Source organism: Achromobacter sp. 2789STDY5608615, assembly GCF_001298995.1.
In the GTDB taxonomy this organism is placed as follows: domain Bacteria; phylum Pseudomonadota; class Gammaproteobacteria; order Burkholderiales; family Burkholderiaceae_B; genus Achromobacter; species Achromobacter insuavis.
In genome coordinates this window covers 195,691-218,429 of the sequence record NZ_CYTY01000001.1, presented here as the reverse complement: position 1 = coordinate 218,429, position 22,739 = coordinate 195,691, and the positions used below count along the sequence as shown (strand labels likewise).

28 protein-coding genes, 1 tRNA gene and 3 pseudogenes are annotated in these 22,739 nt (G+C 66.9%); 8 read left to right on the top strand and 24 right to left on the bottom strand.

Annotated elements, in window-relative coordinates; genetic code table 11:
- From AOZ49_RS32835 to AOZ49_RS01065, 5 genes and pseudogenes are all read left to right on the top strand, one after another.
- Nucleotides 1-199: pseudogene (locus AOZ49_RS32835) on the top strand (hypothetical protein); the annotation flags it as partial.
- The gene (locus tag AOZ49_RS01075; RefSeq protein WP_054473960.1) at nt 196-480 is read left to right on the top strand and encodes a DUF4224 domain-containing protein; all 285 of its coding nucleotides are present in this window, start codon (nt 196-198) and stop codon (nt 478-480) included. The pseudogene AOZ49_RS32835 and the gene AOZ49_RS01075, both read left to right, overlap by 4 nt.
- Nucleotides 455-1,537 carry a tyrosine-type recombinase/integrase gene (locus tag AOZ49_RS01070; protein WP_054473959.1) on the top strand — a complete coding sequence of 361 codons (1,083 nt, stop codon included), beginning with the start codon at nt 455-457 and terminating at the stop codon, nt 1,535-1,537. Before AOZ49_RS01075 ends, AOZ49_RS01070 begins: the two co-directional genes overlap by 26 nt.
- A gap of 90 nt (nt 1,538-1,627) precedes the next feature.
- Nucleotides 1,628-1,704, top strand: a tRNA-Met gene (locus AOZ49_RS32270).
- Between the two features lie 334 nt (nt 1,705-2,038).
- On the top strand, nt 2,039-2,866 hold the full coding sequence (locus tag AOZ49_RS01065; protein ID WP_054433270.1) for a carboxylesterase family protein: 828 nt from the start codon (nt 2,039-2,041) through the stop codon (nt 2,864-2,866).
- A gap of 51 nt (nt 2,867-2,917) precedes the next feature.
- Here the strand turns inward: AOZ49_RS01065 and AOZ49_RS32265 are convergent, their stop codons facing one another.
- The 3 genes from AOZ49_RS32265 to AOZ49_RS01050 form a co-directional block, all read right to left on the bottom strand.
- On the bottom strand, nt 2,918-3,835 hold the full coding sequence (locus AOZ49_RS32265; protein WP_054433269.1) for a hypothetical protein: 918 nt from the start codon (nt 3,833-3,835) through the stop codon (nt 2,918-2,920).
- Nucleotides 3,836-3,996: 161 nt separating this feature from the next.
- Complete coding sequence (locus AOZ49_RS01055) at nt 3,997-4,191, bottom strand: hypothetical protein (protein ID WP_054433268.1); 195 nt, start codon at nt 4,189-4,191, stop codon at nt 3,997-3,999.
- Between the two features lie 130 nt (nt 4,192-4,321).
- Nucleotides 4,322-4,576: a hypothetical protein gene (locus AOZ49_RS01050; RefSeq protein ID WP_054433267.1), complete on the bottom strand. Its 255-nt coding sequence runs from the start codon at nt 4,574-4,576 to the stop codon at nt 4,322-4,324.
- Between the two features lie 258 nt (nt 4,577-4,834).
- Here AOZ49_RS01050 and AOZ49_RS01045 point away from each other — a divergent pair, with 258 nt between their 5' ends.
- On the top strand, nt 4,835-5,026 hold the full coding sequence (locus AOZ49_RS01045) for a hypothetical protein (RefSeq protein ID WP_054433266.1): 192 nt from the start codon (nt 4,835-4,837) through the stop codon (nt 5,024-5,026).
- 56 nt (nt 5,027-5,082) lie between these two features.
- On the opposite strand, the gene yddG is transcribed toward AOZ49_RS01045, so the two are convergent.
- Nucleotides 5,083-5,991: an aromatic amino acid DMT transporter YddG gene (yddG, locus tag AOZ49_RS01040; protein WP_054433265.1), complete on the bottom strand. Its 909-nt coding sequence runs from the start codon at nt 5,989-5,991 to the stop codon at nt 5,083-5,085.
- Between the two features lie 168 nt (nt 5,992-6,159).
- On the opposite strand from yddG, the gene AOZ49_RS01035 reads away from it, so the two are divergent.
- Nucleotides 6,160-6,402 carry a hypothetical protein gene (locus tag AOZ49_RS01035; protein WP_054473958.1) on the top strand — a complete coding sequence of 81 codons (243 nt, stop codon included), beginning with the start codon at nt 6,160-6,162 and terminating at the stop codon, nt 6,400-6,402.
- Between the two features lie 19 nt (nt 6,403-6,421).
- Here AOZ49_RS01035 and AOZ49_RS33810 read toward each other — a convergent pair whose 3' ends face one another.
- The 5 genes and pseudogenes from AOZ49_RS33810 to AOZ49_RS01015 all read right to left on the bottom strand — a co-directional run bounded on the left by AOZ49_RS33810 (nt 6,422) and on the right by AOZ49_RS01015 (nt 9,579).
- Complete coding sequence (locus tag AOZ49_RS33810; RefSeq protein ID WP_255353673.1) at nt 6,422-6,613, bottom strand: diguanylate cyclase domain-containing protein; 192 nt, start codon at nt 6,611-6,613, stop codon at nt 6,422-6,424.
- 121 nt (nt 6,614-6,734) lie between these two features.
- Nucleotides 6,735-7,784: pseudogene (locus AOZ49_RS01030) on the bottom strand (diguanylate cyclase); the annotation flags it as partial.
- Between the two features lie 560 nt (nt 7,785-8,344).
- Complete coding sequence (locus AOZ49_RS01025; protein WP_054433262.1) at nt 8,345-8,617, bottom strand: hypothetical protein; 273 nt, start codon at nt 8,615-8,617, stop codon at nt 8,345-8,347.
- The gene (locus AOZ49_RS01020) at nt 8,598-9,128 is read right to left on the bottom strand and encodes a hypothetical protein (RefSeq protein ID WP_054473957.1); all 531 of its coding nucleotides are present in this window, start codon (nt 9,126-9,128) and stop codon (nt 8,598-8,600) included. Before AOZ49_RS01020 ends, AOZ49_RS01025 begins: the two co-directional genes overlap by 20 nt.
- Nucleotides 9,118-9,579 (bottom strand): hypothetical protein, encoded by a 462-nt coding sequence (locus AOZ49_RS01015; RefSeq protein ID WP_054433260.1) that lies wholly within the window; start codon nt 9,577-9,579, stop codon nt 9,118-9,120. The genes AOZ49_RS01020 and AOZ49_RS01015 overlap by 11 nt, the downstream gene beginning before the upstream one ends.
- 185 nt (nt 9,580-9,764) lie before the next feature.
- On the opposite strand from AOZ49_RS01015, the gene AOZ49_RS01010 reads away from it, so the two are divergent.
- Complete coding sequence (locus tag AOZ49_RS01010; protein WP_054473956.1) at nt 9,765-10,787, top strand: tyrosine-type recombinase/integrase; 1,023 nt, start codon at nt 9,765-9,767, stop codon at nt 10,785-10,787.
- Nucleotides 10,788-10,790: 3 nt separating this feature from the next.
- On the opposite strand, the gene AOZ49_RS33235 is transcribed toward AOZ49_RS01010, so the two are convergent.
- The 15 genes and pseudogenes from AOZ49_RS33235 to AOZ49_RS00935 form a co-directional block, all read right to left on the bottom strand.
- Nucleotides 10,791-11,339: a hypothetical protein gene (locus AOZ49_RS33235; RefSeq protein WP_231690203.1), complete on the bottom strand. Its 549-nt coding sequence runs from the start codon at nt 11,337-11,339 to the stop codon at nt 10,791-10,793.
- Between the two features lie 563 nt (nt 11,340-11,902).
- The gene (locus tag AOZ49_RS32830; protein ID WP_054473954.1) at nt 11,903-12,886 is read right to left on the bottom strand and encodes a hypothetical protein; all 984 of its coding nucleotides are present in this window, start codon (nt 12,884-12,886) and stop codon (nt 11,903-11,905) included.
- 13 nt (nt 12,887-12,899) lie between these two features.
- Nucleotides 12,900-13,565: a DUF2612 domain-containing protein gene (locus AOZ49_RS00990; RefSeq protein ID WP_054473953.1), complete on the bottom strand. Its 666-nt coding sequence runs from the start codon at nt 13,563-13,565 to the stop codon at nt 12,900-12,902.
- A 1-nt stretch (nt 13,566) separates the two neighbouring features.
- The gene (locus AOZ49_RS00985) at nt 13,567-14,748 is read right to left on the bottom strand and encodes a baseplate J/gp47 family protein (RefSeq protein ID WP_054473952.1); all 1,182 of its coding nucleotides are present in this window, start codon (nt 14,746-14,748) and stop codon (nt 13,567-13,569) included.
- Nucleotides 14,745-15,098 (bottom strand): contractile injection system sheath initiator, encoded by a 354-nt coding sequence (locus tag AOZ49_RS00980; RefSeq protein WP_054417648.1) that lies wholly within the window; start codon nt 15,096-15,098, stop codon nt 14,745-14,747. The genes AOZ49_RS00985 and AOZ49_RS00980 overlap by 4 nt, the downstream gene beginning before the upstream one ends.
- Before the next feature lie 8 nt (nt 15,099-15,106).
- Nucleotides 15,107-15,850 (bottom strand): Gp138 family membrane-puncturing spike protein, encoded by a 744-nt coding sequence (locus tag AOZ49_RS00975; protein WP_054473951.1) that lies wholly within the window; start codon nt 15,848-15,850, stop codon nt 15,107-15,109.
- A gap of 34 nt (nt 15,851-15,884) precedes the next feature.
- Nucleotides 15,885-16,895, bottom strand: coding sequence for a phage protein (locus AOZ49_RS00970; RefSeq protein WP_054473950.1), 1,011 nt, complete (start codon nt 16,893-16,895; stop codon nt 15,885-15,887).
- Nucleotides 16,896-16,914: 19 nt separating this feature from the next.
- Nucleotides 16,915-17,215: pseudogene (locus AOZ49_RS31535) on the bottom strand (hypothetical protein).
- Between the two features lie 9 nt (nt 17,216-17,224).
- Nucleotides 17,225-17,824, bottom strand: coding sequence for a phage baseplate protein (locus tag AOZ49_RS00965; RefSeq protein WP_054433288.1), 600 nt, complete (start codon nt 17,822-17,824; stop codon nt 17,225-17,227).
- Nucleotides 17,817-19,493, bottom strand: coding sequence for a phage tail tape measure protein (locus AOZ49_RS00960; RefSeq protein WP_054473949.1), 1,677 nt, complete (start codon nt 19,491-19,493; stop codon nt 17,817-17,819). Before AOZ49_RS00960 ends, AOZ49_RS00965 begins: the two co-directional genes overlap by 8 nt.
- Complete coding sequence (locus AOZ49_RS00955; RefSeq protein WP_180180126.1) at nt 19,486-19,644, bottom strand: DUF6889 family protein; 159 nt, start codon at nt 19,642-19,644, stop codon at nt 19,486-19,488. Before AOZ49_RS00955 ends, AOZ49_RS00960 begins: the two co-directional genes overlap by 8 nt.
- 26 nt (nt 19,645-19,670) lie before the next feature.
- Nucleotides 19,671-20,120 carry a phage tail assembly chaperone gene (locus tag AOZ49_RS00950; protein ID WP_054433291.1) on the bottom strand — a complete coding sequence of 150 codons (450 nt, stop codon included), beginning with the start codon at nt 20,118-20,120 and terminating at the stop codon, nt 19,671-19,673.
- Between the two features lie 3 nt (nt 20,121-20,123).
- Nucleotides 20,124-20,564: a tail tube family protein gene (locus AOZ49_RS00945; protein WP_054433292.1), complete on the bottom strand. Its 441-nt coding sequence runs from the start codon at nt 20,562-20,564 to the stop codon at nt 20,124-20,126.
- A gap of 13 nt (nt 20,565-20,577) precedes the next feature.
- Nucleotides 20,578-22,053 carry a DUF3383 domain-containing protein gene (locus AOZ49_RS00940; protein WP_054473948.1) on the bottom strand — a complete coding sequence of 492 codons (1,476 nt, stop codon included), beginning with the start codon at nt 22,051-22,053 and terminating at the stop codon, nt 20,578-20,580.
- Between the two features lie 10 nt (nt 22,054-22,063).
- Nucleotides 22,064-22,657 carry a phage neck terminator protein gene (locus AOZ49_RS00935; RefSeq protein WP_054433294.1) on the bottom strand — a complete coding sequence of 198 codons (594 nt, stop codon included), beginning with the start codon at nt 22,655-22,657 and terminating at the stop codon, nt 22,064-22,066.
- Between the last annotated feature and the right edge of the window lie 82 nt (nt 22,658-22,739).

Below are 22,739 nucleotides of genomic sequence, written 5' to 3'. Positions count from 1 at the left end.
CGACGCACAGGGCGAAGGCTGCGCGCCGGCGTGGCTCGATGCGGACGACAACCTGACCGTGCACGCTCATAGGCAACCCACCTACCGCCAGGGCTTTGCCAGGCTGTGGCGCGAGATCAATGGCCCCGACGCCTGGGACGCCAACCCCTGGGTCTGGGTGGTAGCGTTCCGGCGCCTGCCGCCCGGGGGAGCGCGATGAAACCTTACCTGTCCGACGACGAAATCAAGGAAATTTGCGATCCGCTGACGCAGCCCCACGCCCAGGTTCGCTACCTGCAAAGCTTGGGCATCCCCGTCAGCCGCAAGCCCGGCGGCCGCCCGCTGGTGGGGCGCGCCGCATTCGATCGGGTCATGGCAGGCTCGCCCCCGGAAGCTGCGAACGACACGCACGCGCCGGCAACGCCGCAGCCCGACCACGCCGCACTGCAACAACTTTTCAACCGACAACGGAAGCATGGGACGCAAGCGAAAATCGGCTGACCTGGGACTACCGCCGCGCGTCTACCTCAAGCATGGCGCGTTCTACTACGTGCACCCGGGCAGCGGAAAATGGGAGCGGATTGGGACCGACATCAACGACGCGAAACGGCGGGGCAACCTGTACAACGACCCCGCCGGAGAGTACGGCACCGTGGCCTACTGGCTGGGCATGTTCCTGGCCGACTGCCAGAAGCGCATCGGCCTGCCCAAGGTGCGCCGCGGGATCGCGCAGCGCACCTACGACGACTACTCCTCCGATGCGAAACCCTTGACGGCATTTTTCGGGAAGATGCAGCCGCACCAGGTGCAGGGCCATCATGTCGCGCAGCACCTGGACGCCGGCGCGCACGCGGACCGCGCCGTGCGCGCAAACCGGGAGAAGGCGTGCCTATCGGCGGCCTTTTCCTGGATGAAGCGGCGCCCCGATACAGGCGTGAGCGTCAATCCCTGTTTCGGGATCGCGCGCAACCCTGAGCAGAAGCGGGATCGGTATGTCGACCACGACGAATACAGGCTGATTTATGGGCGGGCGTCCAAGGCCGAACGCATCCTGATGGAGCTGATCTACCGAACGCTGCAACGCCCCGAGGACATCATCGCGTGGACGGCCACCAACTTGGTCAACAAGCGCGAGGCCGACGGCACGATCCAGCGGGTGATCCGCAACCGCCAGGCCAAGACCGGCCAGGTGGTCGACATCCGTGTCACCCCGGAGATTGAGGCCATACTGGCAAAAGCAGCGCCTACCGATGCCATCCTGGGCCCGGGGCTGCACCTGGTGCACACGCGCAACGGCGATCCGTACACCTATGACGGAATCTCGGCCATGCTGCGCCGCCGCATATACAAGGCGGTGAAGGATGGGGATTTGACGGAACCGTTCGGGTTCTACGATTTGAAGGGGAAGGGCGCGACCGATATGTGGCTGGCCAACGTGCCACTGACCGAGATTCAGGTGCTGTGCGGGCACGAGTCCGTGCGAACGACGGAAATCTATGTGAAATCGCGCTGGAGGGGGACAGTCAGCCCCAACAAAACGGCGTTGCCGGCCGTCTAATATCGGTTGGGGAAGCCAGGAAAGACGCGGTCGCCAGGGGCGGCGCAGATGTGAAAATTTTGGACAGATCGAGGAGGGGTTTCTATATTTGGCGCGGGTCTGCGGCCTATTCAGACACCGGAATCATAATCCGCAGGTCCCCTGTTCGAATCAGGGATGCGCCACCAGAGAATTCAAAAAGGCCTTCACGCAAGTGAAGGCCTTTTTTCATTGGATCGCCGGATCCCCCCTCTGGCAGCCACCTCTGTCTCTGGCCGTGACGGGCCCGGCCTTCACACATTTCCACATAATCCCCACATTTTTCCCGCATACCCGCACGGTCCGCCCTCTTAGAATCTTCGCCCACCACGCCCCCGCGGAGAATCTGACATGCCGCCCAGCCGCATTCAAGTTTCGCGCCTCGCGCAAGCTTGCCGCCCCGTTGCCCCGGCCGTTACCCCAGCTGCACCTGGCCGCCAGGCCGCCATCAGGACCGGTATCGCTGCAGTCGCCGCGCGCGCCATGCTTGCCGCGGCCCTGGGCCTGAGCGCCGGCCACGCCTGTGCCGCGCAAGGCGGCGTGCAGGCATCGAGCGTCACCTACGCCCCCACCGCGGCGCAGCTACAGACGGTGGAAATGCTCAAGCAGGCCTCCATCGACGCCTTCGCGCCGGCGGAATTCGCCCGCGCCGGCAAGACGCCGCTGCCCTATCGCCTGGTATCGCCCATCGCACCCGAAAGCGGAAAAAAATACCCACTGGTGGTGATTTTCCACAGTTCAGGCGGCGTCGGCAGCGACAACCTGCTGCCGCTGAACGCGTTCACCCGCGCCTTCGGCTCGGCCGAGTCGCGCCGCGATTTTCCCGCCTACGTGCTGGTGCCGCAGACGCCGGGCCGCACCGCCAACTATGAAAAGGACGGCCATGGCGTGCGGATCTCGAAGGCCGGCGCCGACCTGCCCGACGTCATGCGGCTGGTCGAGGACATCGCCAGGCACCATCCGGTCGACGCCAGGCGGATCTACGCCGTCGGCTTCTCGATGGGCGCGTCGGCCGCGCTGGACGCCGCCGTCGCGTCACCCGGACGCTTCGCGGCCATCGTCGCCATGTCGGGCGTGCCGCCGGAGCGCTCGCTCGCCAGGCCGCTGGCGGGCGTTCCCACGCTGCTCATCCACGGCACCGCCGACCAGGAGAATCCCTACGAGGGCAGCCAGATCTGGGCCAAGGCCCTCGCGGCCGCGGGCGGCCATCCGGTCTTCATCACCTACCAGGGCATGGATCACCGCATCGCGCCGGAACTGCTGACCGCCAGGCCCTGGCGCGAATGGATGTTCCAGCAGAAGCAGCCATGACGCCGCGCGGCGCGGGGCGTCATGGCCCCGCGCCGGCCTTCCGTGCGGCGATCAGGGCTTGACCACCATGTCGCGGCGCCGCCCGCCCCAGGTCGCGCACAGGCTGGCCACGAACGCGCCGATCAGCATGGAGGCAAAGCCCCACAGCGCAAACGCCGCGGCGGCCTTGCGTGCCGTGTCGGCCGCTTCGCGCGCCTTGCGCTTGGCGTCATCGGCGGCCTGACGGGCCTGCTGCAGCGTCTGATTCACGCGCTGCTGCGCGGCGGCGGCATCGATGCCCGCCTGCGCCGCGATCACGCGGGCCACATAGTCGCGATCCGCCGGCGTCATGTCGCCGCGCGCCAGGCTCATCGCCACGATGCGTCCGACTTCGGCGCGGGCCGCGCCGCGGTCACCGGCGGCATCGGGCCGCTCGTTGCGCAACAGGACGTCCGTGAAGTAATCGCCAGCGCCGTCCGCGCCGCCGGCTGCCGCCCCCGCGCCGGCAGCGGCGCTCGCGGTCACCGCCGCGCCCGCCCCGGCCGCGATGGAAGCGCCGGCCTTGGCCGCGCCCGATGCCAGCGTGGCGATCGCCGAGCCCAACAGCGCGGCGCTCACGACCGCGCTCAGCGCCCACACCAGAAAGCCGTGCGCGGTGTCGCGGAAATAGACCTCGTCGCCGTGCACGTCGGCCCATTTGGTGCGCAGCCGGCCGGCGACATAACCGCCGACGCCATAGGCCACGATCTGCGTGAACAGCATCCAGACGATCAGGCCGATGCCTGCCGCGGGCGCGGAGACGCCTTCCCCGCTCCAGGGCGAGACCGACAGGAAGCCCAGGCCGGAGCCGCCCGCGAACAGCGCCAGCGACAAGGCCGCGGCGATGACGGCGCCGGCGAACACCGCCGCCCAGGACACGGCGGACACCGCCGATTCCCGCACCGGCGGCACGCCGTCGTAGGGCCGGTTGGCCGAGAGTGCATTTTCCATGGTGATTCCTCGTTCACATTGCGCGCCGTGGCGCGGGACCGGACTGGCTCAATGCCAGAACAGCGCCAGCAGGATGATGATGGGAATGGGTACCCCCAGCAGCCATAACAGGATCGAACGCATGCAAGCCTCCTTGGGTGTGGGATGGGATTCGGTGGCGCTCAGGCCAGGTCGATCGTGCCCGGCGCGCGCGGATCGGGCGGCGGCGGGACGACGTCGGGCTCGCCCGGATCATCGGGCGCATGGTTGGGATTGGGTCGCGGGTCGTCGGGCCGGGCCGGATGGCCGGGCAGCGGCGGATCATCGGGCGGCACGTCGTCGGGCGCGCCCGGCGGGCGGTGGTCGGATGGGAACATGGCGGATCTCCTCGGCGCGTCTATCGCGCTGGTCCGCTGCCCAGCAACTGCCGTGCCCGGCATGCCGACCGCCATCGGCCCGACGCAAAAAAGCCCTCGGACGAGGGCTTGCGGGCATGGCCGGCGCGGGTCAGGACTTGGACGGCTTGCCGTCCCTGGCGGGTTCCACCCCGTTCGGATCGCTGTTGCCCAGGAATTCCACCACGGCGGCCTTGCCGGCGGCGGAGGCCTCGTCCTGGCTGGCATAGCGCCGTTCGGAATAATTGGTGCTGCGCACATTGCCGGTGTCGGGGTCCAGCAAGGTGATGATCCAGGCGAATTCGCCCGGCAGCAGCTGCCTGACCTGCAGTGTGGCGCGCGTGCCCGGGCGGAGTCGTTGCGGCATTTCGCGATCTGGAGAGTGGGTGGACGCCGCCATCGTAGCGCAAAGCGCGGGCGCGGCGGGCCTCGAAAAATGCTGCGCCGCACACCGATTTCATGCTGCAAGGTGCGCGGCGAAAACGCCACAGCGCTCGCCAGAGCCAGGAAAACCCTAGCGCCACACCCTGCCATACAGGCGCACAATCAGACTAAACGTAGCGACGAAGTGACAGACCGCAATAGCGGCGCCGCATCCCTTTAATCAGGCGAGGACGGAGACATCATGACTTACGTAGCAGTGGTAATCAGCTGTTTGATGGTTGTGGGTATCGTCGCGTTGGTGGTTCAAACGATACAAAGCGCGGGGCCCGAGCCCTGGCTGAAGATATCGGCGGCCATCGTCAGTTCCCTGTTCGCATCCCTGTTGCTCATTCCGCTCGGCTACGCCGTGGCGCAGACCATCGCCCTGGATTGAGCTGACGGGTCCTCCCGGATCCCCGTCATCCGATGCGCCTGAAGGCCACCCAGGGGCTACCCGCCCCGGGCCGGCCTGCCGCGCGTCGCCGCCCAGCAGATCAGCGAACCGGCGGTGACCATCGCCACGCCTTGCCAGAATGTCATGGTCAAGCGCGTGGACAGCCATACGGCCGCAAAAAAAGTCGACAACACTGGCGTGAAGTAGGACGCCGTGGCCAGCAAGGTCAGATTGCCGTTGAGAATGCCCACGTTCCAGAGCGCGTAGCCCGCGGCCATGGCGCCGCCCGTCACGCACAGTTCGAGCACGGCGGGCCAGGCGAACGGCAGCGCCGGCTCGGCGCTGAACCCGTATTTGATCCAGAGCACGGCCGCGGTCAGCATGAAGAACAGGGCCACGCCGTTCTTGCCATCGGCATAGCGTTTCGTGACGTTGCAATAGACGGCCCAGATGACGGCGCCGCTGAACGCCAGGCCGTAACTGAGGGGATTGCTGGAGACATTGGCCGCCACGCGCGCCCAGGAAACGCCGCCGTCGCCGCCGACCACCCAGACGATGCCGCACAGCGACAGCGCGATGCCGGGCACGACCCAGGCGCTGGCGCGCTGGCCGTTGATCAGGATCGCCAGGATGACGGTGAAGCACGGCCACAGGTAGTTGACGATGCCCAGCTCGATCGCCTGGCCGCGATTGGCGGCGAATCCCAGCGACAGCGACAGGCAGATTTCATAGGCCACGAACAGCAGGCTGCCGGAAACCAGGTAGGCGCGCGGGAATGAACGCACGCGGGGCCATCCGAGCAACAGGACGAGGAAACCCGAACCGACCGTATAGATCAGGGCCGCGCCGCCGATCGGCCCGAAGCTCTCGCTGACGCTGCGAATCAGGCCGACGACGGTGCCCCACAGCACCACGGCCATCAATCCCATGAAAGTCGCCGTGTTCCGGCTGGGAGCAGATTGCATTACTTTTTTCCGATTTCCCGATGTCCATCCAGGGCGCCGCGCCGGGGCGCGCGCCAGAACGACGCAGTGTAGCGAAAACAGGGAAACCGCCGCGGCAGGGCCGGCACGGGAATTGCAGGCCGGCGCGGCGCGACCGACCGAAGATCAACAAGAAGGAGATCTCGCCGCATGACCATCTCTGTACGCAGGCTGAGCGACGTGCTCGCCACCACGGCATCCGGCCGGCTCTACCGGATCGAAGTGTTCTCGCACGCCGACCGGCGCGCGGGGACGCCCATCACGACCGGCTACATTCTCAGGACCACGGAAGGGGAGCGCGTGATCGCGCTGGGCGAACGGCGCTACCGCCTGAAATCGGGCGAGGTGCCGACCGCCCTGCCGCCCGCCGCCGCGCCCCGCCACGACGCCTGATGCGCCCGTCGCGGCCGCCTCAACGCTCGTCGGACGCCACCCGCCGCTTGCCCAGGCCCTTGGCCCGGTACAGGGCGACGTCGGCACGCTCCAGCAACTGCAGCATGGTGACGCCCGACTGCGGATAGACGGCAATGCCGACGCTGGCCGAGACCGCGACGCGGATCTTGGGGTACGGCAACGAGAGGCTCTCGACCAGGGACTCGGCCACCGCCTGCGCGTTTTCCTGGTTGGCGCCAAGCAGCAGCACGGCGAACTCGTCGCCCCCCCAGCCGCGCCGCCACGTCCGAGACACGGATGGCGTGGGCCATGCGATCGGCGGCTTCCTTCAGAACGGTATCGCCGGCGGCATGCCCATGCAGGTCGTTGACCGCCTTGAAACCGTCCAGGTCGATCGCCAGGATGGCGAAGGTCTCGCCGCTGCGCTGCGCCACCGCCAACTCGCGCAACACCAGCTCGCCGAACAGCACCCGGTTGCACAACCCGGTCAGGGGATCGTAATGCGCCAGATGCTGCGCGTGCGCCAGCATGCGTGAAGCCTGCAGCAGCGCCGTGCCGACCTCCTCGGCCTCCTTGACGCGCGTGCCGGGCAGTTCGACGGTGCGGCCTTCGCCCAGCGCCAGCGCCGGGCCGACCAGCCCCTGCACCGCCGACGTCAGGCGGTTGGCCAGCCGCAAGGCCAGCCACAGCCCCAGCCCGAACGCCGCCAGCGTGCCCAGCGCCAGCCAGGCGATGGAGCGGTACAGGTCGGTCGTCACCAGCGTCATCGGCGCGCCCGCCGCCACCGTCCAGCCGGTCAGGCCGGAACGGCTGAACGCGGTGTAGACCGGCGTGCCTTCCTTGGTGGTCGATTCCAGCGAGCCCTCGTTCTCCAGCTGCACCGCCCGCGCCAGCGTCGGCACGGCCTTCTGGCCAACGAATTTCTCGGTGTCGCGCGTACGGGCGATGATGGTGCCGTTCTTGTCCAGCACCGCCGCCACCCAGCCGTCCGGCAGCCCGCGCCGTCCCAGCACGTTGCCGATGCGGTCGGGCGACAGGCCGACGTTGAGGCTGTAGATGACTTCGTCGCCGCGCACCACCGGCACTCCCAGCGCGATGGTCGGCACGCCGCTGAGCGCACCGGTGAACAGGCTGCTCAGGACCGGCTCGCGCGCGCGGAACACCCGGGCCAGCTCCTGCGACACCCCGGAAGGCGGCAGGGGCGTGCCGTAGGGCACCATGGTATTGACCACCTGGTGGCCTTCCTTGTCGGTCAGCACATAGCTGTCGACGATCTGGAATTTGATGGCTTCGCGGGCGCGCTGGTGGAACCCCGCCAGGTCGCCGCCCACCAGGTCCGGGGACGACGCCAGCATCTGCAAACCGGCTTCGACGCCGGTCATTTCCCGGTCGAGAATGGCGGTCAGATTGCGGGCCAGGAAAATCGTATCGCGGAATATCCGCTCTTTCTGGATCAGGTAGCTTTCGTAAACGGCGATCGAAGACACCACCAGCGCCGGTGTAATACAGGCGAACACCAGCACCAGCAATCCGGTTCGCATCGAATACCGGAGCTTCGGGCGGACCCGCGCGGCGACCAGGCTTTCGCCGTCTGCCATATTATTTTTCCCTGCCGCGCATTTGCACGGGGCAAAACGCTTGCCGACACTGCACCCTCTGACCCATCGCGCCTCTCCTGGAACAGTCATCCGGGCCGGCGGCCCGAAGGGACGGAAAACCAGAAATTATTGCAGAACCAGACCGCAGCAAACCATCCATCGACCCGACGGCGCCGGCAAATAGGCGCGCCGACGGTGGAAAAAATCGCGTCCCCAATTTACCTCAAAAACAAAGCCGGGAAATCATTTCATTATGCTCGAGCACCTGCCGGCGTATTGCCGCCGGCGTCGCGTCGACCTCGGCGGCGGAATTGAAATATACCGGCCGGGCATGGTCACAATATTCAATCCCGGTCCGCGGGGGGAGCGATCCGCACCCAGTCAGACTTGAGCCGATCAGCCACGGCATCGTCATCGCTGCGAGCCACTTTTTCCTGCACATCCCTGGCCTCCTTGCGGGCCTGTCCCGCCCGCGCCTGGAGGCGGGCCTCACTGTCCGAGCGTTCCTGCGCCCGGCCCATGGCCCGCCCCCGCCAATACACCCCGGCGACGGCGGCCAGGGCCGCCAGCACTGCCGCCATCAAGCCGAGGCCCCGCTTAATCCACTGTTGCAACATGCGCCATGCTCCTGTCGGTCCGCGTCCGGATGGCCGTCACGGCCTGCTGGTAAAGGCCGCCCCAGCTGTCCGGCTTGGGCTTGCCCGGCCGCCAGGTGCGCAGATACAGCGCCCAGGCCGCCTGCGTGTCGCCGACCGGCGGCAGCGCCTTCGGATCGGTCCAGAGCAGCAGCCGCGCGACGCCGGCGGCCAGCACGTCGTCGTACTCCAGCGCCGCATAGATCGCATCCGGATCGCCCGCCACGCTGCGCACCTTGCACAGCGTGGCCAGGTGATCCCTGCTGGCCGCGTGCAGGAACACGCCCCACACGCCGCCGCGGCTGGCGCGGGTGCCCTTCTCGAATTGCCAGAAACCGCGGGCGGGCCCGCCGATCTGGCGCCGGTGCACGAAGCGGCTTTCCTGCAGGCCGATGGCCAGCAGCATGCAATCCGCCGCGGGCGTGTTCATGCGAGCGGGCAACAGCGCCATCGCCGGCCGCAGCGCGTCGTCCATGATCTGGTCAAGCGTCATGCCTGCCCTCCTTGTCTGTCTGGGTTTCCATGCCCAGCGTCTTGCGGCGGATCTCGACCGCCCAATCCACCAGGTCCTGGTTCTGCAGCTTGGCGGTCAGGCGCAGGTAGGCGCCCAGCACCCACCAGGCCGGCAGCCCCGCCAGCAACATGCACGGGCCGAGCACATAGAACATGGCCAGCAGCCCGTCCTCGCCCAGGCCGGTGCGTTGCGCCATCCAGTAGGCCGAGGACATCAGGTCGGGCATCCAGGCGATCATGCCGATCGCCAGCAAAGGCCCGAACAGAAATGAGCTGACCACCGTGCAGGCGGTGCGCGCGACGAATTCGCGCGGCGTGCGCGGCGGCATCAGCAACATGCCGATCAACGCCGCCATCGCGGCCGGCATGCCGAAAGCCAGCGCAATTTTCAGGGCGGCCCAACCGCCCAATCCCGTAGATGCCGGTTCCATGGTTACACCGCTCCTGTCGACGGTGCGCATTGCTGCCTCCCGTGAACATCACGGGCGCCGCAGGGGCGCGCCGGATGAAAAAAATGAAATCCGGGCGACACTGTCGTCCGTGGGTTCCAGGCGCCGCCTGTATCCATCGTTACTATTGCGTTGTCTATTGGTCTTATCTCCCAGTCTGAATCGCCATGAAACCCTGGACCCGCCGCCAGCCCCGCCGCAAAGCCGCCCCGACCCTCGCCGAAGCGCTCTCCCGCTACCTGGTCGAGGTTTCCGCCACCAAGAAGGGCCATGCCTCGGAACAGTCGATTGCCCGCATCTGGCGCGCCACGCGCCTGGCCATCCGCCCGGTCGATCGCATCCGCAGTTCCGACCTGACGGAATTGCGCGACGAATGGCTCAAGGACCGGGCGCCGGCCACCGTGGTGCGACGCATGGCATTCCTGTCGCACGTCTACACGGTGATTCGCAAGGATTGGGGCTTCGACCAATTGGCCAATCCCGTCCAGCTGGTGCGGCGGCCGGCGGTCGACGACGCGCGCGACCGCCGGCTGTTTGACCGCATCACCTTGCGCGGCGTGTCGGATGACGACTGTCCAAGCAAGGAGCTTGAATGGATCATCCGCGCCACCCGCTCGACGGAATTGCCGACCATCCTGACGGTGGCGAAGGAAACCGGCATGCGCCGGTCAGAAGTGGTTGGCATCCAGCGCGAACACCTGGATCTGATGCACGGCGTGGTGCACCTGCCCCACACCAAGAACGGCCGCGCCCGCGACGTGCCGCTGACGCCTCGCGCCCGCGAGGCGCTGCGTCGCTGGGTCACCGGCAAACCGATGCGAGGCCGCATCTTCACCATGCAGCCCGGCTCGGTCACCCGCGCCTTCATCCGCGCGCGTCGCCGCGCGAGACTGGGGTACGAGCAGATGTGCCGGCGCTACGGCCGGCGACCCAACGCGGCCTACTTCCGCGACTTGCGATTCCATGACCTGCGGCACGAAGGCACCTCGCAGCTCGCCACCGTGTTCCAGATCCATGAACTGGCCAAGGTCAACGGCAACGTCGACACGCGCATGCTGCTGCGCTACTACCACCCGCATGGACGCGAATTGGCCCAGAAGCTGGCGCGCAGCCCGCTGGGCCGCCGCCAGCTTGAGGAAATGCGGCGCGAGCGCGAGACCGACCAGGAGGCGCTGCCCCTGGCTGCCTGACGCCTACGTCGTCGCGGTCTGCTCGACCGGCGACGGCGGCTCCACCAACGTCAACCAGGCCGGCAACGTGCCCCAGCCCGGATAGCTGACCTTGCCGTCGGCGCCGTCATGCTCGGCGCCGATCGAATACGGCAGTCCCGTAGCCACCACCCAGAGCGGCGTGGTGCGATGGTCGTCGACCATGGTCCAGATTTCTCCCTGACGCAGGGCCCATTTACCGGCGGACGGCGCGGGCGGCGCATCTTCGTACGCGCCGTAAGGGATATTGAACGTGCCGGGCGTGAGCGCCAACTCGTTGGCGACAGATTGATAGAGATACAGACCGTCGTTGTCGGTCTGGAATACGTCTTTTTGCATATTGCTTGTCCTTTTGAATGAAATTTGCACTGCAAATGCGCGAGTGATGGGTAGCCGGCAGGCCGACACGTTCCGGCGCCACTCCCATCGGTTCCAGACTTCCACGGTGACGGGTGCCAGCAACGGCGAGGCCTTGGCGGTGCATCGCAGTGTGATGAGCGCAACAAACATCGTCTGGAACAACGCGGGTTCCACGATTGATGATGCTGGTGGCAACGAGACCCGCCCCGTGAACACTGCCTACCAACCGCGCATCCATTCCTGACGTCTGCCTCACTGCAAATGCGCGGGTGATGGGTAGCCGGCAGGGGGCGGCGTATCAGCAACACAGTCATGGCATCTCCAATCGCATCAGCCCGAACCGTGTGGAGGCGGTCACAGGCACACAAGCCTGGGCCTTGCTCGACGGCTCTGGGATGACGACCGATGGCGCCGGTGGTGCGGAGACTCGCCCTGTCAACACCGCTTACCACCCGCGCGTCCATACCTGATGCCCTTTTCACTGTTAATGCGCGGGCACATGCCTCTCGCCAGGCAGACGCCTTGCAAGGGCATGGTCATGAGCTTTGGGATCCCTTCACCGGCACAACCTCCGGCAGTGGCTCTTTGTCCGTATCCCTATCCACCAACCCCGCATCCGGGATATCGATCAACTATGCCTCGGGCAGTCTTCGAGAAGCGAGGCAAGGAGCACCCCGTATCGCCAAGGAAACACGCCCATCGAACGTCGCTTTTCTGCCCCAGATTCATGCCTGATTTCAAGCATGAATCCGCGGGTAATAGGCCGTGTTCATCGGCCGAACCCGGGCCACGTTACCGGAGGTGGGAACACCAGCGGTGCCCGGTGCGCTGCTGATCTTCATGCCGGACACCACCGTCGTGGGTTCAAGCCCCCAGAAGGCGGCACCGGTGGTCGAGTAGTCAGCAATCGACGACAGTCCGGTTGGACCGCCGTTCACTGCGATGGCGCTACTTGATTGTCGCGTACCGATAACTCTCGCATTTGCAGTGTCAGCGTCAGTTCCCGTAAAACGCCGGAACATATCGCGCAGATCGGGCACCCGGAATTGCGTCGCCGAATAGTCCGAAAACCAATGACTGCCGCGATTCGCCGACCACACGGCCTCGGTTTTCACCAGCCCCTGCTCCTGCGCATACCCCCACAGGGCGGCGTAGTCGGTCTTCGACAGCAGGCCGCCGATGGCATCGACTTCGCTGGCCAGCGGCAGCGAGGTATGGCCGTCCAGGGGACGGCCGCACAACGGCGAGCGGTAGCCGGTGAAATACTGCCCCGACACCCAGGTCCACACTTCCGCGCATTCCGAGACGATGATCGGCCCGACATCCTGCGTCGGCAACGCGGTAATCGAGTAGATCCTGGGGAAGTTGCCCGCGACGAACGCGGTGGTGGCCAGCCGGGTACTTTTGTCGCCCGCCGCCGGCGTGGGCGCGGTCGGCGTCCCGGTCAGCGCCGGCGACGCCGCCAGCGCCGCCACGAACTTGGCCTGCAGCGCCGCCAGGTCGCCGTTGTCCAGCACGTCCTGGCCGGCCTTGTCGGCGATGTACTGGCCGATCATGGCGGCCACGAACGAGGCCTGGCGCCAGACGGTGTTGAGTTCCTTCGATTTGGCCGTGCCGGCCGAGAAGCCGCCCAGCCTGGCGGCCAGCGCCTGGTAGTCGGCGGGAGCGAGCACGTTGGCGCCGGAAACGGTGCCGAAGGGAAGAATTTGATTGATAGCCACGAAATGTCCTTATTCAACCGGCAAAAAGCGAGCCCCAGAGTCCGCCGTCGAACCCGGAGATGTATTGGTTTTGAACGTCAAAACCGAACAAAGGCCCCTCAGCCGAGGGGATGACGTAGTAACTGACGCGCACGCCTTCCGGCTTGAGCGGGATGTACCCGCCGGTAAGTAGCGCCAGGAACAGCGCGGACGGCGGCGTACCGGCGACGCCGATATCCACCGACATGTCGCCGTTGTCCTGGATGAACACATGCGTGCCGCCACCGAAAATGCGATCCAGGATCGCCGCCGATGCCTCCAGCGTGCCGTCCCAGTGGTTGGCCCCGATCTTGGCGCGCAACAAGAGCCGATAGGTCTCGTCGTCCAGCTCGGTCAGGCCGCTGTCCGGATCGAACGGGCCCTGCCACACGCCCTGGTCGAAACCCAGGCCATCGACGTCGTGCGAGAAGTAGATATTCGAAATGGGCGTCCGGACCTTCCGGTCCAGCCCTACCCAGCGCCCCACGGCGTCCAGCTGGACGCCGACGGCCAGATCCAGATCGAAGGCCGCCAGCATGGCGCCGTACAGCTCTCGCAGTCCGGCCGCCGCCCCGCACAGCGCGGCGACGGTCGCATTGAACTTGGGCTTGGAGCGGTAATAGGCCGACAGCCGCCCGAGATAATCGTCGGTATTGGCCATATCAGGTCACCGTGAGTTTGATGTCGTCCGGCGTCGCGGCGGCAGCCTCGTTGAACGCCAGCGGCACGTCAGGCGCGCCGTTGCCGGCGGGACCGCGCAGCGTCAGCCCGGAAATCTTGAACGTGCCATTGCCGGCCACGCCATTGGCCGCCGAAATGGCGTCGGCCCACTCCACCGACGCGCTGGCGCCGCCGCCGATCGCGACCCCGTTGATATAGTCCGCGACCGCCCGCTGTACCGCCACGCCGATGGCCGTGGTGTAGCCCGGCAAAGCCCGCAGCTGCACGTCGACCGCCACCGGCACGATCGTGGGCCGGAAGAACCGGATGCGATGCGCGATGCCGTAGATGTCCGTCACGACCACCGTGGTGGTCCCGTGCGTGCCGGTCCCCGGCGTCTTCTTGGCGGCAATGGCCTGCGCGATCAGCGCCGCGTCGCCGCCATCGACCACCAGCGCGATGCTGTGCGGCGGCAGGCCGTGGGCGTCCGCCACCGCGCCGTCGTTCTCGAAGGCGGCGTGGCGCAACACGCCAGGCACCGACGCGACGGCCCCAATGGTGCCCTCCAGCACGCTGCGCGACGGCAGGGCCACCGAGACGGCCTGGCGCACCCGCAACGCGGCATCGCTCTCGACCGGCGCGCCTGGCGTTGCCGCCGCCGGGTTGACCACGGACTGCCAGCCCAGCGTCGGCGTGCCGATCTGGTTGATGCTGCCGGCCGCTGCGGTCACGGCGCCCAGCGCCTGGCTCTGGGCGGTGACGGTGATCTCGCCGCCAGGCGGAATCGTCACGCTGGCCGGCAGTTGCCAGCGGCCGCGGTTGGCATCCATCGCCACGCCATCGACGATGGTGACGCCGCCCTGCCCCACGATGCGCAGGTCCACCGACGAACGCGTCGCGGCGCCGCGGACCAGGCCGTTGATCTTGACGTTGCTCGACAGCGCCGCGTTGGCGGCGGTGGCCGGCGAGAACGCGTTGTAGACGCTGATCGCCGCCGAGTTGGCTTCATGGATGGCCAGGGCAAAAACGGCCAGCAACTGACCGTCCTGGCTGTCCGCCTCCAGGTAGGTATCGGCGCCGTAGATGCCGCGGTACTGCTCCTTGAAATACTGCAGCACCTCGCCATAGCTCGGCGCACGGATGCCCGCGGCGTCGATGACCGGGGCTGTGGAAAGAATCGTCATAATGCCGCCTGCACAGTGGCCGTGCCATAAAGGGTTGAAATGGATGCCGTCACGCTCAAGCCGCGGGTTTGCGGGTCGAGCCGGCTCGAATACTCGGCCAGGTCGGTTACGCCTGCCGTGCCCAGGATGCGCTGGCGGATGGCCCAGTCGTAGCTGGCGCGGGGCTGCTTGCCCAGCACTTCGCCGTTCCAGGGCGTGCCTTCGGTCACGTCCAGGAACCACTCTCCGCGCGCCAGCATCAGCCGGGTCTTGACGGCTTGGGCCACGGCCTGCGCCGTATCGCGGTGGAAATCGGCCCGCGCCGAGCCGAACGAATAGTCGCCATCGGCGTCCAGTTTTCGGTAACGCATAGGAATCCTCAGTTGGGTGGCGTGGTCACCGCATTGGCGCCCTGCGCGGTATGGGTATGGGTGTCGTCGACCCGCTTGCCGTTGGCCAGGATCTGGCCGATCACGTTCAGCACGCCGGTGATCTGGGCGGTATTGCCCTGGCCGCCGCTGCCCACCAGCCCCGCCAGATAGCTGAGCAGGCCGTTCACCAGCACCTGTCCGGAAAACTCGGACACCGGCGCAACCACGTCGAAGCCGCCCGGCGCCACGATCTTCACCTTGCCGGCTGCCGGGTCCAGTTCCAGGAAAGTCGAGCCATCGTCGCTGCGCAGCTGGGTCGCGCTCGTGCTGACCGCGGGCAGCACGCGAGGCTGCGAGCGCACGCCCACGTAGACGAAGCCGTCGGACAGGTCATGCATGCGCATCTCGGTCTGGTCCCGCACCTTGCCCGACTGCCACCAGGCGTCGATGCAGCGCGAGGCAAACACCACCAGGCACTCATCGCCCGCCTTGACCGGAAAGGTCAACGTGCAGTTGCCGCCCGAGGGGAAATACACCGGGCAATCCACCAGCAAGGGCAACTCCAGGCTGTGCTGCCGGCCCTCGGGCGTCTTGACCCGCGCCCGGATGGCGGGCTGCGCCGTGCACGTCATCGCCACCGGATCGAAGGCGCCGATGATCGCCGGCATGGCGGTCCAGGTCTGCGCCAGCGCGCCATGCAGCGCCGCGCCGATCGCGGCTTGCGGATCGTTCAAAGTCTCAAGTCGGTTCATGAATCTTCCTGCAGAGATAGGGCCGGACCGCGCGCTACTTGACGACGGCGGCAGGCTTGGCCGCGTCGCCCTCGGCGCCGGCCCGTCCCAGGTCGCCGGGAAACAGGGTGGCGTCGGTGGCCAGGCAAAGGACCTCCGTGTACCACTCGTCGTCGCGCGTATTGCCTCGGTGCTCGACTTCCATCACGTAGTAGTAGCCATCGCCGCTGATGCGGCGCTGCTCGGTGCGATCGATCTCGTTCGCGTCCTTGCCCTCGGAACGGGCCTGGAAGCCATACTCGGCGATCCGGCTGTTGTCCAGGTTGACCAGCCCTCCCACGCGGATGCTGGGATTGAGCAGCATCCGCAGCTTGATGCCCTTCTCGGTCTGCTCCGGCATGCCCACCAGGCCGCTGTCGTGGGACAGCACGGGCACCGAGCCCGGCACATAGGCGGTTTCAGGGACCACCACCACCTTGCCGTCCTGGATGCTCCACAGCGTGTTCGCGCTGCCGCAGACATCCTGCAGGTAGTCGCGCACCATGCCGGACATGACCGCCCCGCGGATCGACTTCTTGCCGCCCAGGTCGGGCACGTAACCCTGGCGTACGCCGTAGGGATTCATGGCCGAGCACAGCAGTTTCACCTTGTCGGCGCGGGAGCTGCCCTTGGGCACGGTGGCATTGACCACCGCGAAGTTGTAGGCCTTGTCGCCGTCGGCCGCGGTGATTTCCAGCACGGTCTCGGTGTCACCCGAACCGCCCCATTTGGCGCGCACCACGTTGCCATGGAAGATCACGCCATAGTTGCCTTCATAGCCTGCCTGCAACACCACGCGGGTGAATTCGCGCTGCACCAGGCTGGCCGTTTCGCGGCTGGCGTTCATCACCTTGATGGTGGCGGTGTTGGGCGACTTGGCGTCGTTGCGCTTGATGCCGAAGCTGAAGCTCAGCGCCGACAGATCCAGCGCTTCCTCGTCGCCGACGATCAGCGAGACCTTCCGGCCCCACTGGCGCACGCCCTCATCGTCATCGACCGGATCGCCGTATACGGCGATCGGCTCCATTGTGGTCGTCTCGGCCATGTCAGTCCGCCACCCAATAGAGCTTGGCGCCACGGCCCAGGTCGGTGGCCGTCGGCGCGTCGTCGGGCGACTCCGCCCCCCGTCACGCGCAGGCCGCCGGCGAAGCCCAGGTGCCGGTACTGCCCCAGCAGGTTCAGGCCCGTCACCAGCGGAATGCCGGACACCAGCGGCTGGCCAAGGTCATCGGCCACGTCCAGTATCCAGCCGTCGCGATACTGCAACGTCAGCCGGTAATCGTCACCGCCCAGCGAGATGGCGAACACCTGCGGGATCGGCGACAGAGGTATCTCGAAGTAGTTCATGCGGATCTCCTAGTTCCAATGCAGCGAGCCGCCGTTGGGCGCGGCCGCGGGCCGGGACGCTTTCACGCCCAGGTTCTGCTTGTCCGCGGTCTTTTCCTTCTCTTTCTGGTGCGCGTAGGGCGGCAGCGACGTGCTGCGGGTCTGCGCCACGATCACTTCGCGCAGCGTCACGGTCGCGAACACGGCGCCGGAGGTCTCCCGGCTGTTCTCGACCGCGATTTTCTCGATCAGCATGCTGCTGTAGCGGCGCCGGCTGGTGATCACATCCACCGGCTCGCGCGACTCCTGCAGACTGAGCAGCTGCGAATAGATCGCGGTGGCGTAATCGTCGGCGGCCGCCTTGCCATTGGCCACGTCCCTGGCCCGGGCGCCGCGCAACGCCTCGTACGAGGCGTTGCTCCAGGCGCACTTCATGGTCAGCGACAGCGGCAGCTTGAAGGCATGGTCGCTGATCGCCGAGCGGCCATAGGGGCCCGACTCCACCGGATGGCTGGTGATCTTCAGCGTATCTTCGTGCGACTCGGTGATGGTCGCCTGCACCACGATGTCGCCGATCTTCTTCGACAGCAGGCCCACCATGTCGGTGCCCGTGAAATTCGTGTCAGTCATAGGACCCCTGCAGGTTGCGCGTCAGGTCGGCGTTGACCCGGCTCTGTTGATTGGCCACGGCCGCTCCGGTCGCGCCGGGATCGGCCGACCCGTTGACGTAGATGGTGGTGGTGGCATTGACCGACACCGGCGCGGCGGCGGCCGGCGGCGCCAGCGCGGCGCCCCCCGCTTCGCCAAGCGCGAAGCCGGAGTGGTAGTCCCGCCACGGCTCGATCCGGGCGCCGTCCATGGGAGGCGGTTGCCAACTGCCGCCGGCCCCGTTGAAGCCCGGCTCCGCTTGCCCGAGGCCGAAACGCCCGTCGCCTTGCAGCGACTTCAGCGTGCCGTCCCCAAGCGTGCTGGGATACAGGCCCAGCCCCACCCCCACCGCCACCGGCGATATCGCCACGCCGCGGGCCAGGCTCTTGGCGCCGTCGACGATGCGGCCGATCCACGAACTGGCGGAGGCCCACAGTGACTGCCCCCATTGCAACGCGGAGGCGCCGGCCGCCTTGACGCTGTCGACCACCAGCGCACCACCGCGCGCGGCCATATTGCCCATCCAGGACCAGACCGCGCCGGCCATGTTGCTCATCTGGGTGACGGCCGTCCGCCCCATCGAGGTCATTCTGCCGAACACGCCGCCCACGAAATTGCTGGTCGCGGTCCAGGCCCGGCTCACGAAACCGCTGATTTGGCCAGGCAGCGCGGCCAGCCGAGTACCCAGTCCGCTGATGATCGAGCGCATGCCGCCCAGTCGCGAGACCAGGCCCATCAAGGCCCCCACCACGCCGCCGCCGCCCAGCATCAGGAAGCCGCCGACCAGCACCAGGAGCTGCGAACTCAAGCCCCCGGTCAGGTCGTCGAGCCAGGTGATCAGGCTGATCACCGGCCCCAGCAACGACATGATCGACAACACGAAATTGCCGACCTCGCCCAGCCGCTTGCCGGCCGTCTGGCCGTTCTCCTTGAACCAGGCCGAAATGCCGTCGAGCGTCTCCTGCAGTTTCGGGCCCATCGTCAGGAGCGCCTGCGCGAACATCGCGTTGACGGAGCCGCTCAATTCACGGATGGTGCCCATCAGCTGGTGCGCGCGTTCACCGGCCGCCTCGACGGTGCTGTTTTCCTGGGTATCGCGCTGCGCCGACAGGCGCTGCCCGAACTCGGGATCGCGCAGGGCCTCCATGACGCCCGGGTCCAGCCCCAGACTCTCGCCCGTCGCCCGGGCCTGCGCCGGATCCATGCGCTTGAGCGCGTCGCTCAGCTCCAGCATCAGGTCGGCGCTGTTGCGCTGGGCGCCCGCGCCATCACTCGACGAGATGTGCAGCTGTTCCAGCAGCGCGGCGATCTTGGGATCGCCGCGCACGTTGCGGTGCAGCGCCTGGGTACTGCTGCGCATCGCTTCGACGGAAACGCCGAAGCCCTGCGCGACTGTCTCCAACGCCCGCATGTCCCGGCCCGAGGTGCCGCCCAGCTTGGCGGCGAAATAGCCTTGCTCGAACTGGGCGATCTTGTTCTCGGCGAAGTCGACGACGCTCTTCGCGCGGCCCGCGAACACCGCCAGCGCGTCGGCCAGGCTCTGCTTGCGCGAGTCGCCGATCGCCTGCTTGAGGTCCTTCAGGTCGTCCTTGTCGAGTTTGAATGGGCCCATCAACCCCGACAGGCTGATGGGCACGGTTGTATTAGCCATTTTTTTCTGCCATGTGGCGGCGGTACGCTTCCGCCTTGTTGTCTGCCCGGACCGACAGCGCGTCGTTCAGGAGCGCGATGTCGGCCAGGTCCAGGGTGCCGTCCTTGAGGGACTCGTATTGGCAGAGCCCCTCGAGGACCGGCGCCAGCAACCAGTCCTCGCCACCGGGCAGGCTCTTCAGCCAGCCTGTGTCGCCTCGGGGCTGCCGGTCTGGCTGGTAAGCAGCCCTTGAATAAAAGGCCCGAGGCTTGCCACGATGACGCGCACCGCCAGCGGCAGCATCACCGACAGGTCGATGTCCTGGAACATCGGCACGCGCTGGCTGGCCGACCAGATGGCGGTCCAGCCATGTTCCTGCTTGCGTTGGACCGCCTGCATGCAGGTGTCCAGCACATAGTCGGCGTCCTCGTCCTTCATCGCCGCCAGGCCGTCGGCCAGCGGTTGCAGGACATCGGCCATGCCGCCCGGATCCTCGGTGATCCCGCGCCCGCCCGCCGCGAGGCGGACGAACACGGGGATCAGCGTAGGAACGATCGGAGCGATGCGGCGCGACACGTGGAACTGTTGCTTGGCGCTCAGTTTCCCGATGGAGTACCGGTGGCCGTTCAGATCAAGTTCCTGTGACATGGCTTAGTAGATTCCCAGGATCGTGTCGATCTTCGCGGCGTCGAACGTCCACTTCACCACGTCGCCGTCCTTCTTGTAGGTCAGATCGGGCTTCTTGCTGAAGGCGCAGGAACGGCACGCCGTCACGTCGCCCGTGGCCGGGTTGGTGATGGTGATCAGGTTCTTGCCCCACAGGCGGCTGTCCAGCGACTGGGCGTCGTACAGGGCCTGCAGCTGCGCGTTGACCGGCGAGGTCTTCAGGTAGCTCAGCGTGACGGTGCCGCTCTTGTCGGCGCGCAGCGTGTGCATGACTTCGCCGTCGGCGCCCACCGTCATGGCGCTTTTCTCGGCCTTGGCGGCGATGGCGATGCCTTCATCGGCCACGCCCGAGCCGGAACCCAGCGAAATCACCCCGCCCGGGCCCACGAGACTGGCGCTGATATCAGCGAACGAATAGGTAGACATCTGCTACTCCTGTTTAGCGGTTGACCGTGACCAGAACGTCGACGGTGTGGATGGCGCCGGCTTCCTTGGCGGCGACCTGGAACGGGACGGCCTTGCGCGCTTCGCGGTCGGCCTGCGACTGGGTGGCGATCGCCGGCGCGTAGACGTAGTAGCCCTTGGCCAGCGTGTCGCCCTGCTTGAGAGCGCCGAAGCCGGCCGAGTTCCACACGCCCGGGGCCAGGTAGCCGTTGTTGACGGCGGCCTCGCACGCAGCCTCGATCACCGAGGCGATCAGCTGGTTGCCGGCGTCGGTCTGCGGCACCTTGGTCGGGCTGGTGTACAGCAGGTTGTAGACGTCGGTCTGGACGCGGTTGCGGAACCAGATTGCGTTGTAGACCGAGTCGATGAAGATGCCGCTGGGCGTCACGCCGTACTGGATGATGGCCGTGTCGTTGTCGTAATTGACGAACACGTTGCAGTTCTTGGCCGCCAGCGTGTCGGCCTGGCTGCTGCTCAGGGTCTCGGCGACGATGCCGGGCTCCTGCTTGTACATCAGCGTGATGGTGGTGTTGTTGGCGTTGAAGTTCACCGTCAGCATGCGGCCCAGCAGCGAGGCCACCGCGTACGGATTGGCGCTGGAGAACTGCACGATCGAGTACTTGTACTTCAGCGCCTTCAACTGGCTGGCGATGTCGTCGTGGTTGGCCGGGTCCAGCACCTGCGGCGCCTGGGTCGACACGCCATACAGGTGGCGCTGGTCGGCCTCGATCAGGGCGGCCACGGCCAGGTGCTGCGCGTTGGTGATGTCGGCATCGGCGAAGGCCAGGCCCAGGAACTTGTTGGCGAAGCGGTCCAGGAACAGCGACACGGCGTCCACCGGGGACTCGGCAACGACGCCGGCCACGGGCGCCGAGGCCTTGGCCGCGGTCAGGCCCAGCATCGACGAGATGTCGGTGCCGGCGCCGGCGGCCGAGGCGTAGCCCAGCGTCGACGTGGCGCCCGAGGTGTTCGAGGTCACGACGAACTGCGAGCCGTTCCACAGCACCGATGCCGAGGCCAGGGCCGTCGAGATGATCGTGGCGACGCCGTTCAGGTTGGTGGCGCCGGAGAAGTCCAGGCCATTGACCGTCTTGGCGGTGCCGTCGACGGTCAGCGTGAAGGCGCCCGCGGTCACCGCGGTCCAGGCCGACATCTGCTTCTCGGCGGCCGACAGCACGGCGCCGCGCAGCGTGGCCGAGGTCGCGCCCTTGGCCCAGCGGCCGATGTACAGCTGCGAGGGCTGGGGCGTCTGCTGGAAGTACAGCAGGGCCGCGCGGTACTCGGGCGCGCTGGTGCCGAAGTCGGCGGCGACGGCGTCGATGCCGCCATAGGAGCGCATGCGCTCGCCGGTGTCGATGACCGCGGACGAGCCCAGCAGCAGCGCGGTGTTCAGGCTCGCGCCTTGCGCCGCGAGCGGCGACATGTTGATCGTGACGTTGATCAGGCGTGATACCGGCAATCCATTAGCCATGGTAAATCCCTTAATCTTCAAGGTGGTTGATGTTGTCCGTCGGGGACAGCGACGCGGCATGCGTCGTGACTTGCGCCGACAGGAGATTCAGGACCGGATAGCTGCGCGTGACCCGCCGCGTGAAGTGCAGGGTCATGTCGAACTGCCGTATCCACTGCTGATTCACGAGTTCATGCCTGGCCAGGATCGGCCCCGCGCCGCCGACCGCCATGCCTTGCGTCAGCAAGGGTTCGCGGTTCTGCGGCACGGCGGCGCCATCGCGCAGCAACGCCGCATGGCGCAGCGCGCGCGGTCCGTACATCGAGCAAAGCACCTCGATGTCTTCGTGCCGAACGTATGAATCAGATCCTTCCCCGGTCGGGTCGTGGGCAACGACCGGACCGGCGTCCGCGGTTTGCGACCGGATGTCCATCAGGCACCAGGTATCGGTTTGCGCGGGCGGTTCCACGCCGGCCGCGGGCCAGTGTGTGCGAACCATGTCTGCGGGCAGGCCGGACACGCCGGCGATGAACCCATGCAACAGCGCCTCGAGCTCGGCATCCTCCAGGGGCGGAGAAATGGCGATCGGCGCCAGGTAGCCGCCGGTGGCCGAACTATTCGCCATGCGTCGCTCCTTTGTCGTGTTGAGATGCCCGAGGGCGGGTTTGGGGGAATCCAGAGGCCTGGAGGCGGAACGCCGACTTTGC

What these genes read in the sequence shown, in the direction of transcription:
- AOZ49_RS01075 (WP_054473960.1), top strand. Translation starts at nt 196, where the DNA reads ATGAAACCTTACCTGTCCGACGACGAAATCAAGGAAATTTGCGATCCG.
- AOZ49_RS01070 (WP_054473959.1), top strand. Translation starts at nt 455, where the DNA reads ATGGGACGCAAGCGAAAATCGGCTGACCTGGGACTACCGCCGCGCGTC.
- AOZ49_RS01065 (WP_054433270.1), top strand. Translation starts at nt 2,039, where the DNA reads ATGCTTGCCGCGGCCCTGGGCCTGAGCGCCGGCCACGCCTGTGCCGCG.
- AOZ49_RS32265 (WP_054433269.1), bottom strand. Translation starts at nt 3,835, where the DNA reads ATGGAAAATGCACTCTCGGCCAACCGGCCCTACGACGGCGTGCCGCCG.
- AOZ49_RS01055 (WP_054433268.1), bottom strand. Translation starts at nt 4,191, where the DNA reads ATGTTCCCATCCGACCACCGCCCGCCGGGCGCGCCCGACGACGTGCCG.
- AOZ49_RS01050 (WP_054433267.1), bottom strand. Translation starts at nt 4,576, where the DNA reads ATGCCGCAACGACTCCGCCCGGGCACGCGCGCCACACTGCAGGTCAGG.
- AOZ49_RS01045 (WP_054433266.1), top strand. Translation starts at nt 4,835, where the DNA reads ATGACTTACGTAGCAGTGGTAATCAGCTGTTTGATGGTTGTGGGTATC.
- yddG (WP_054433265.1), bottom strand. Translation starts at nt 5,991, where the DNA reads ATGCAATCTGCTCCCAGCCGGAACACGGCGACTTTCATGGGATTGATG.
- AOZ49_RS01035 (WP_054473958.1), top strand. Translation starts at nt 6,160, where the DNA reads ATGACCATCTCTGTACGCAGGCTGAGCGACGTGCTCGCCACCACGGCA.
- AOZ49_RS01025 (WP_054433262.1), bottom strand. Translation starts at nt 8,617, where the DNA reads ATGTTGCAACAGTGGATTAAGCGGGGCCTCGGCTTGATGGCGGCAGTG.
- AOZ49_RS01020 (WP_054473957.1), bottom strand. Translation starts at nt 9,128, where the DNA reads ATGACGCTTGACCAGATCATGGACGACGCGCTGCGGCCGGCGATGGCG.
- AOZ49_RS01015 (WP_054433260.1), bottom strand. Translation starts at nt 9,579, where the DNA reads ATGGAACCGGCATCTACGGGATTGGGCGGTTGGGCCGCCCTGAAAATT.
- AOZ49_RS01010 (WP_054473956.1), top strand. Translation starts at nt 9,765, where the DNA reads ATGAAACCCTGGACCCGCCGCCAGCCCCGCCGCAAAGCCGCCCCGACC.
- AOZ49_RS00990 (WP_054473953.1), bottom strand. Translation starts at nt 13,565, where the DNA reads ATGGCCAATACCGACGATTATCTCGGGCGGCTGTCGGCCTATTACCGC.
- AOZ49_RS00985 (WP_054473952.1), bottom strand. Translation starts at nt 14,748, where the DNA reads ATGACGATTCTTTCCACAGCCCCGGTCATCGACGCCGCGGGCATCCGT.
- AOZ49_RS00980 (WP_054417648.1), bottom strand. Translation starts at nt 15,098, where the DNA reads ATGCGTTACCGAAAACTGGACGCCGATGGCGACTATTCGTTCGGCTCG.
- AOZ49_RS00975 (WP_054473951.1), bottom strand. Translation starts at nt 15,850, where the DNA reads ATGAACCGACTTGAGACTTTGAACGATCCGCAAGCCGCGATCGGCGCG.
- AOZ49_RS00970 (WP_054473950.1), bottom strand. Translation starts at nt 16,895, where the DNA reads ATGGAGCCGATCGCCGTATACGGCGATCCGGTCGATGACGATGAGGGC.
- AOZ49_RS00965 (WP_054433288.1), bottom strand. Translation starts at nt 17,824, where the DNA reads ATGACTGACACGAATTTCACGGGCACCGACATGGTGGGCCTGCTGTCG.
- AOZ49_RS00960 (WP_054473949.1), bottom strand. Translation starts at nt 19,493, where the DNA reads ATGGCTAATACAACCGTGCCCATCAGCCTGTCGGGGTTGATGGGCCCA.
- AOZ49_RS00950 (WP_054433291.1), bottom strand. Translation starts at nt 20,120, where the DNA reads ATGTCACAGGAACTTGATCTGAACGGCCACCGGTACTCCATCGGGAAA.
- AOZ49_RS00945 (WP_054433292.1), bottom strand. Translation starts at nt 20,564, where the DNA reads ATGTCTACCTATTCGTTCGCTGATATCAGCGCCAGTCTCGTGGGCCCG.
- AOZ49_RS00940 (WP_054473948.1), bottom strand. Translation starts at nt 22,053, where the DNA reads ATGGCTAATGGATTGCCGGTATCACGCCTGATCAACGTCACGATCAAC.
- AOZ49_RS00935 (WP_054433294.1), bottom strand. Translation starts at nt 22,657, where the DNA reads ATGGCGAATAGTTCGGCCACCGGCGGCTACCTGGCGCCGATCGCCATT.